This is a genomic window from Bordetella hinzii LMG 13501 (assembly GCF_001548475.1).
Classification (GTDB): Bacteria; Pseudomonadota; Gammaproteobacteria; order Burkholderiales; family Burkholderiaceae_B; genus Bordetella; species Bordetella hinzii.
In genome coordinates this window covers 24,339-30,668 of record NZ_LRUJ01000048.1, presented here as the reverse complement: position 1 = coordinate 30,668, position 6,330 = coordinate 24,339, and the positions used below count along the sequence as shown (strand labels likewise).

Below are 6,330 nucleotides of genomic sequence, written 5' to 3'. Positions count from 1 at the left end.
CCGCGGCGCCGGCCGTGGTGCGCCAGGTCGACGTGTCCACGCCGCCGGCCGCGGCCGCGCCGGCGGCCCCGCCGGCGCAAACCGCTTTCGTCGAGGAAAACCCCGGCGATGTCACCCGGGCCCTGATGGCCGCCCAGGCCGACGGCCGCCGCGCGGGGCCGGGCCTGCGCCTGCAAGGCCCGGTGGCCACGGCGGCCTGGCGGCGTTATCTCAAAAGCTTCGAACACCCGCTGCCGCCGTGGTTCGCCAGCAGCGCGACCAGCGGCAAGGGCGGCTCGGGCGGCGGCCTGGGCATGAGCCAATAGGCCCTATCATGCATGGGCGCAACCGAGCGTGGCGTCAACGCGGCTCCATCCTGGTGTCGGCCGCGCTCATCATCCTGGTCGGCATCATCCTGTTGGGCGGCGCCCAGCTGGGCTATTTCTATTACGTCAAGCGCGAGCTGCAAAAGGCCGCCGACCTGGCCGCCCTGACGGCCGCCCAGATGCTGGACGGCACGACCTGCACCTGGGCCAGGACGGCGGCGACGGCCAATGTGCGCCAGAACCTGAGCAACTATGCTTCGGCCCTCGCGCCGCCCCAGGTGGATTGCTATCGCTGGGACCCGGGCAACGCCGCGCTGGCGCCGCGCTTTGTGCGCGCGCCCGCCGCGGGCGAACGCCTGAACGCGGTGCGGGTCCAGGTGTCCCTGCCGGTGTCGGCGCTCTTTCCCTATGTCACTTCCCGCAGTCTGCAGGCCGAGGCCGTCGCCGCGCGGCCGGCCGAGCCCGTGGCCGCTTTCTGGGTCGGCACGACCCTGGCCGCGACCCAGCCGGGCGTGCTGACCAACCTGCTCAAACAAGTGGGCCTGGACCTGGGCGGCACGTCGCTGGCGGGCTACGACTCCGGCCTGGCCACGGCCAAGATCACGCCGGCCGGCCTGTTGCAGCAACTGGGCATCCCGGTGCCGGCCGATATTTCGCTGGGCGACTTCAATCAACTGCTGGCCGCCAATACGCGCCTGCTGGGCGACGTCCTGAATGCCGTGGTCACGGTGGCCGGGCGCCCGGAGTTGCTGGCGGCCAATGTCGGCCTGCTCAACGCCATCCAGAGCAAGCTGGGCGTGTCCAATCTGGATCTGCGGCTGGGTTCTGCGGGCAATCTCTCCGGCCTGTTCGCCAATATCACCGGTCCGGACGTGGGGTCGGCGCTCAACGTGCAGTTGAGCGCGCTGGATGTGCTGGCCACGGCCATCGGCGTGGGAACCAAGGGGCATGCCGTCGCGGCCGACCAGTCCATCACGGTGCCCGGCCTGCTGACCATCAGCGCCAAGGCCAGCGTGATCGAGCCGCCGTCGATCGGCATTGGCGGCGTGGGCACCCAGGCCTATACCGCCCAGGTGCGCGCCTTTGTCCAGATCAGCACACCCAACAAGCAGCCGGTGTCCATCCTGGGCAACCTGGTGAGCTTCAACCTCAATATCCCCCTGACCGTGGACGTGGTCTCCGGCAAAGGCACGATCACCAGCCTGTGCACGGCGCGCGACGCGCAGAACCGCGACCTGGCGACGGTGCGCGCCGACGCGGCGCTCATGCGCATGTGCATCGGCGGCCCGCCGGCCGGGGCCGACGCCAATTGGCCGTTCTCCACCAAGTACAGCTGCGATGACAGCTATGCCAGCCAGCCATTGCTCAACCTGTCCGTCCTGGGCGTGAGCCTGGCCAATCTCAACACGGCCAAGGTCAACGTCGCGGCGCTGCCGTCCACCGGCCAGGCCGATTTCCATGCCGGCCAGACCCAGGCCCTGCCGCAGGGCGGCAACCCCCTGGCCATCGGCAGCACGGTCAAGAATCTCACCGACGCCTTGCTGGGCCTGGTCGTGGGCAATGGCTTGAACAATAGTTCGTTGCTCAATTCGACCAACCAGGGCAAGGTGCGCGACCAGCTCGCGCAGCAGCTCTGGGACGGCACGGCGGGCTCGGTCTGCTCGGCCAACACCCCCGCCTGCCGCGGCAACCGCCTGACGGCGGCGCTCAACCAGGTCAAGGACGCTTCTTCCGGCCTGGGCGGCTTCCTGGGCGGCCTGACGGGGTCCACCCTCAACATCCTCGGCAGCCTCCTGACGCTCAATATCCCCAGCCTGCTGCAAGGCGTGGGCAGCCTGGTCAACGGTGTGCTGGGCCTGGTGGGGGGGCTGCTCAATGGCCTGCTCGACGTGCTGGGGCTTAACAGCTGCAGCGGCTATCTCGCGGGCAGCGAGGCAGGCTGCCTGAACCAGCTCAAGAGCGCGCTGAGCACCACGCCCAACAATGCGCCCGGAGCCGGCAATGCGTCCAATGCGGTGACGGCCCTGGTGGGCCTGCTGCTCAAGATCCTGCAGCCGGCGCTGGACGCCGTGGGCGCGTCCGTGCTGCAGCCGCTGATCAACAACACGCTCGGCCTCAGGCTCGGCCTGACCGATGTGCACATGCTATCCGTGGATTGCGACGGGAAAGGAGTGCAGCTTGTCTATTGAGAGGGGGTCATGAGCGAAGCGCTGCTCAACAACGGTCTGGACGTCTATGTATGGGAGGGCAGTTCGGATATTGCCCTGCGGACCGAACGCGCCCTGGCGGGCTACGACGCCACGGTCATCCATGCCGACGCCTCGGCCACCTCGCTGCCGCAGGATCGCGACGCGACGCGGCTGGCGGTGGCCGTCGTGTCCGTGACCATCATGGGCGATGGGCGCTTTTCCAGCGACTGGCTGGCCACGCAGGGCATTCCCGTGATCTGGGTGGCCGGCGAGGAGCGCAGCCATGACCGGCGTTTCTATCCCCCCGAGTATTCCTACACGTTGCCGCTGGCCTTCAGCGGCGCCGAACTGCGCCGCCTCCTGTTCCGGGTGGCCGGCATCGCCCAGAGCGCCATGGCGCCCGACGGGCCCAAGCCGCCGCCCGCCCTGGTGGCCGAGTCGCCGGCCATGCGCAACCTGCTGGCCGAGGCCGGCATGTTCGCCGATTGCCGTTCCAATGTGCTCATCCACGGCGAAACCGGCGTCGGCAAGGAGCGTATCGCGCGCCTGCTGCACGACGCGGCCTCCTGGTCGGGCGGGCCTTTCGTGGCGGTCAATTGCGGCGCCATCCCGGAAGGCCTGTTCGAGGCGCATTTCTTCGGCCACGCCAAGGGCGCCTTCACCGGCGCGGTCGGCGCGCACAAGGGCTATTTCGAACAAGCCCATGGCGGCACGCTGTTCCTGGACGAAATCGGCGACCTGCCGCTCTACCAGCAGGTCAAGCTCTTGCGCGTCCTGGAGCAGAACACCGTGACCCGGCTGGGCTCGGCCGTCGAGGTGCCGGTGGCCTTCCGGCTGGTGGCCGCGACCAACAAGGACTTGCGCGCCCTGGTCGCCGAGGGCGATTTCCGCGCCGATCTCTACTACCGCCTGGCGGTCATCGAGCTGCGCATTCCCAATCTGGAGTCGCGCGGGCCGGCCGAGAAGCGCGCGCTCTTTGCGGCCTTGCTGCGCCAGCATGGCGTTCACGACGAGGTGCCGGCCTGGATCCTGCAGCGCGTGGAAGGCCTGCGCTTCCCGGGCAATGTGCGCGAGCTGTCCAACCTGGCCGAGCGCGTGGCCATCGTCAGGCGCCAGCTGCAGGGCTGGGATCCCGAGCGGCTGGCGCGCATCCTGGACGGGCAGGGGGCGGCCATGTGCGGCGCCCCGCCTGCGCCAGCCGCCCTGACCCAGGCCGAGCGGGCCGAGCGCGAGCGCATCCTGGCCGCGCTGGAAAGCCATGGCTGGCGGCGCCAGGATACCGCCCACCACCTGGGCATCAGCCGCAAGGTACTCTGGGAAAAAATGCGCAAATTGCGCCTGGGCGAGGCCCAGGGCGAGGCCGTCGACGGAATGGCCGATCTATAGCGCGGGAAAATGGCATTCAATCCCGGGTTTCCTGGGTGAAAGCTGATACGAATATTCTCCATTAGTTGCTATAGTTCGGTACTCACCGCATAGGGGAAGGAATGAAGATCGATATCCTGGGGAAAGGCGCGCGCCTGGCCATGGCCGGCACGATCCTGTCCGCGTTGGCCGCCTGCGCCACCACCCAGCCGGAAGCCGAGCGCCCGGTGGTGCAGCAGGTCGAGAACAAAGACGCCGCGACGACGCCCGTGACGCCCCCGCCGCCGCCCGCGCCCGCGCCGCGCGCCAGCTCCACCGCCACCGAGCTGCAGGGGCTGATCCAGTCCCGCCAGGTATCCGAGTTGCGCACGGCCTACAATGGCAGCTACGGCGCCAGCCTGTTGTTCAAGCCCGACGATCAAACCTATTTCGTCGCGCTGTTCCAGCAGAAGGACTTCTGGCGCGTCGTGAAGACCAAGAGCCCGGCCCAGGCGGAAGCCACCTATCGCTCCTTCGTGGCCCGCTCCGCCGAGCTGGCCGATATCGAAATCCGGCGCATCCGTCTGCAGGCCGAGTACAACAAGGCCGAGCAGCAGCTGGCGGCCCGCAATGCCGAACTGGCCTCCCTGCAGGCCGACCAGGCCTTGCGCCAGGAGCAGGAGCAGCAGGTCGCCGCCCGCCAGGCCCAGTCGCGCCAGGAAACCCAGGCCCTCAGCGAGCAGAACAAGGACGTGCGTGAGCAACTGCGCAACCTGCAGCGCCAGATCGACAGCCTGCAGGCCGAGCAGATGCGCCTGAACACCCCGCGGCGCAAGTAAACGAAGGCGCCCGCCGGCGCTTTCCCAGCCCTTGTTTTTCCGGCCGGATTCCCCATCTATCCGCCATGGCATTGAAAGTTTTCGATCTCCAATGCGAGCACGGCCACGTGTTTGAGGGCTGGTTCGCTTCGCATGACGACTATGACGCCCAGCAGGCCCGCGGCCTGCTGACCTGTCCTGTTTGCGCGTCGGCCGCGATCACCAAACGCCTGTCCGCGCCGCATCTCAATGTTGCGCACTTGCATCAACCGGCGACCGCGCCCGCCCCGAACGCCCTGCAGGCCGAAGTCATGCGCAAAGTGCGCGAGCTCATCCGCCAGACCGAAAACGTCGGCGCGGGCTTTGCCGCCGAGGCCCGGCGCATCCACGAGGGCGAAGCGGCCGAGCGCCCCATCCGCGGCACCGCCACGGCCGACGAACGCGCGGAACTGGCCGAAGAAGGCATCGAGGTGCTGTCCCTGCCGGCCTTCCTGGACGACGACCAGCTGCAATAGTCCCTGGGCCGTCCGGCCCATGACGGCCTCGCGGTAATCCTACTTTCCATTCTCCTTTCCGCTTTTCCGATATTGCCCGCGGAAATCGCGGCGCCGCCGCGCGCGCCCGCACATTGCCTGCGTCGGCAGACGCCGCAGAGGAGACTGGAATGAAAAAAATATTCGCCGCCATGCTGGCGGCGGCAATCTGTCCCGCCGCGATCGCGCAGACATCCTCGTTGAGGCTGTCCGGCGTGGTGGACATGGGCATGAGTTACCGCACCGGCGACAGCCAGAGCCGGTTCTCCACGCGATCGGGCGGCCAGTCCGCGTCGCGCTGGGCGCTGCAGGGCAGCGAAGACCTCGGCGGCGGCTTGAAGACGGTCTTCAACCTCACCAGTGTTTTCAATGCGGGCAATGGCAAGCTGCTGCTCGACGGCCGCCTCTTCAATGCCGCCGCCTACGTCGGCCTGGTCTCCGCGGCGGGCGAACTGCGCCTTGGGCGCCAAAGCGTCTTCGGGGGCGCCTGGGGCAGCCTGGACGCGGGCTTCGATGGCGGCTGGGGCGGCGCCGGCGACCTGGTCATGCCGGCCGGCCACGGCGACGTGGGGCCCAGCGCCATCGCCGACAAGCTCGTCAGCTACCGCTCCCCCGCGATGGGGCCGTTCACGCTCGGCCTGGGCTACAGTTTGGGCGTGCACGAGGCCGACGCACAGAAAAACGCCCGCCGCGACCATCTCTACACGGCCGGGCTGCGCTACGCAGAAGGCCATTGGACGGCCGCCTTGACGCTGGACGGTCTCTTGCCGCGCGACGCGGAAACCCGGCGTCGCACGCGCAACCACCAGGCGGCCCTGGCATACAAGAAAGACCGTTTCGGCGCCAGCCTGGGCCTTGCCTGGCTGGTCAACGTCAATCGCGGACCGGCCGCCGGCCCGAAACCTTACTCGGCCATCGCGGCGGGGATGCATGTCGGCCTGGGATCCGCCTCGACGCTGCGCCTGGCCGTGCAGCGCGCCTCCATCCTGGATTTCTACAGCCTGGCCGCCGGCTACCAATATGACCTGTCCAAACGCAGCAATCTCTACGCCTATGCCATCCGCCGCACGGGGGGACCGTTCGGGCGCCAGGTATGGGCCGCGGGCTTGCGCCATCGCTTTTGAATTCCCAAAAACAAACG

Annotated in this window: 6 protein-coding genes; all 6 read left to right on the top strand. The window is 68.4% G+C overall.

The features are described from left to right. Nucleotides 1-305 (top strand): DUF3613 domain-containing protein (locus AXA74_RS21655; RefSeq protein ID WP_060833318.1); only part of this gene is annotated, 305 nt, incomplete at its 5' end. An 8-nt stretch (nucleotides 306-313) separates the two neighbouring features. Beyond that, entirely contained in the window at nucleotides 314-2,494 is a 2,181-nt protein-coding gene (locus AXA74_RS21650; protein ID WP_029581269.1) for a TadG family pilus assembly protein, read from the top strand. Between the two features lie 9 nt (nucleotides 2,495-2,503). Next, the gene (locus AXA74_RS21645) at nucleotides 2,504-3,880 is read left to right on the top strand and encodes a sigma 54-interacting transcriptional regulator (RefSeq protein ID WP_029581268.1); all 1,377 of its coding nucleotides are present in this window, start codon (nucleotides 2,504-2,506) and stop codon (nucleotides 3,878-3,880) included. Between the two features lie 101 nt (nucleotides 3,881-3,981). Continuing rightward, nucleotides 3,982-4,677 carry a DUF2968 domain-containing protein gene (locus AXA74_RS21640; RefSeq protein ID WP_029581267.1) on the top strand — a complete coding sequence of 232 codons (696 nt, stop codon included), beginning with the start codon at nucleotides 3,982-3,984 and terminating at the stop codon, nucleotides 4,675-4,677. 65 nt (nucleotides 4,678-4,742) lie between these two features. Next, nucleotides 4,743-5,171 carry a DUF1178 family protein gene (locus tag AXA74_RS21635; protein ID WP_032955878.1) on the top strand — a complete coding sequence of 143 codons (429 nt, stop codon included), beginning with the start codon at nucleotides 4,743-4,745 and terminating at the stop codon, nucleotides 5,169-5,171. A gap of 149 nt (nucleotides 5,172-5,320) precedes the next feature. Further along, nucleotides 5,321-6,313: a porin gene (locus AXA74_RS21630; RefSeq protein WP_048940274.1), complete on the top strand. Its 993-nt coding sequence runs from the start codon at nucleotides 5,321-5,323 to the stop codon at nucleotides 6,311-6,313. Nucleotides 6,314-6,330 lie beyond the last annotated feature (17 nt).

Coding starts and splice junctions, on each gene's coding strand:
- AXA74_RS21650 (WP_029581269.1), top strand. CDS start 314: ATGCATGGGCGCAACCGAGCGTGGCGTCAACGCGGCTCCATCCTGGTG.
- AXA74_RS21645 (WP_029581268.1), top strand. CDS start 2,504: ATGAGCGAAGCGCTGCTCAACAACGGTCTGGACGTCTATGTATGGGAG.
- AXA74_RS21640 (WP_029581267.1), top strand. CDS start 3,982: ATGAAGATCGATATCCTGGGGAAAGGCGCGCGCCTGGCCATGGCCGGC.
- AXA74_RS21635 (WP_032955878.1), top strand. CDS start 4,743: ATGGCATTGAAAGTTTTCGATCTCCAATGCGAGCACGGCCACGTGTTT.
- AXA74_RS21630 (WP_048940274.1), top strand. CDS start 5,321: ATGAAAAAAATATTCGCCGCCATGCTGGCGGCGGCAATCTGTCCCGCC.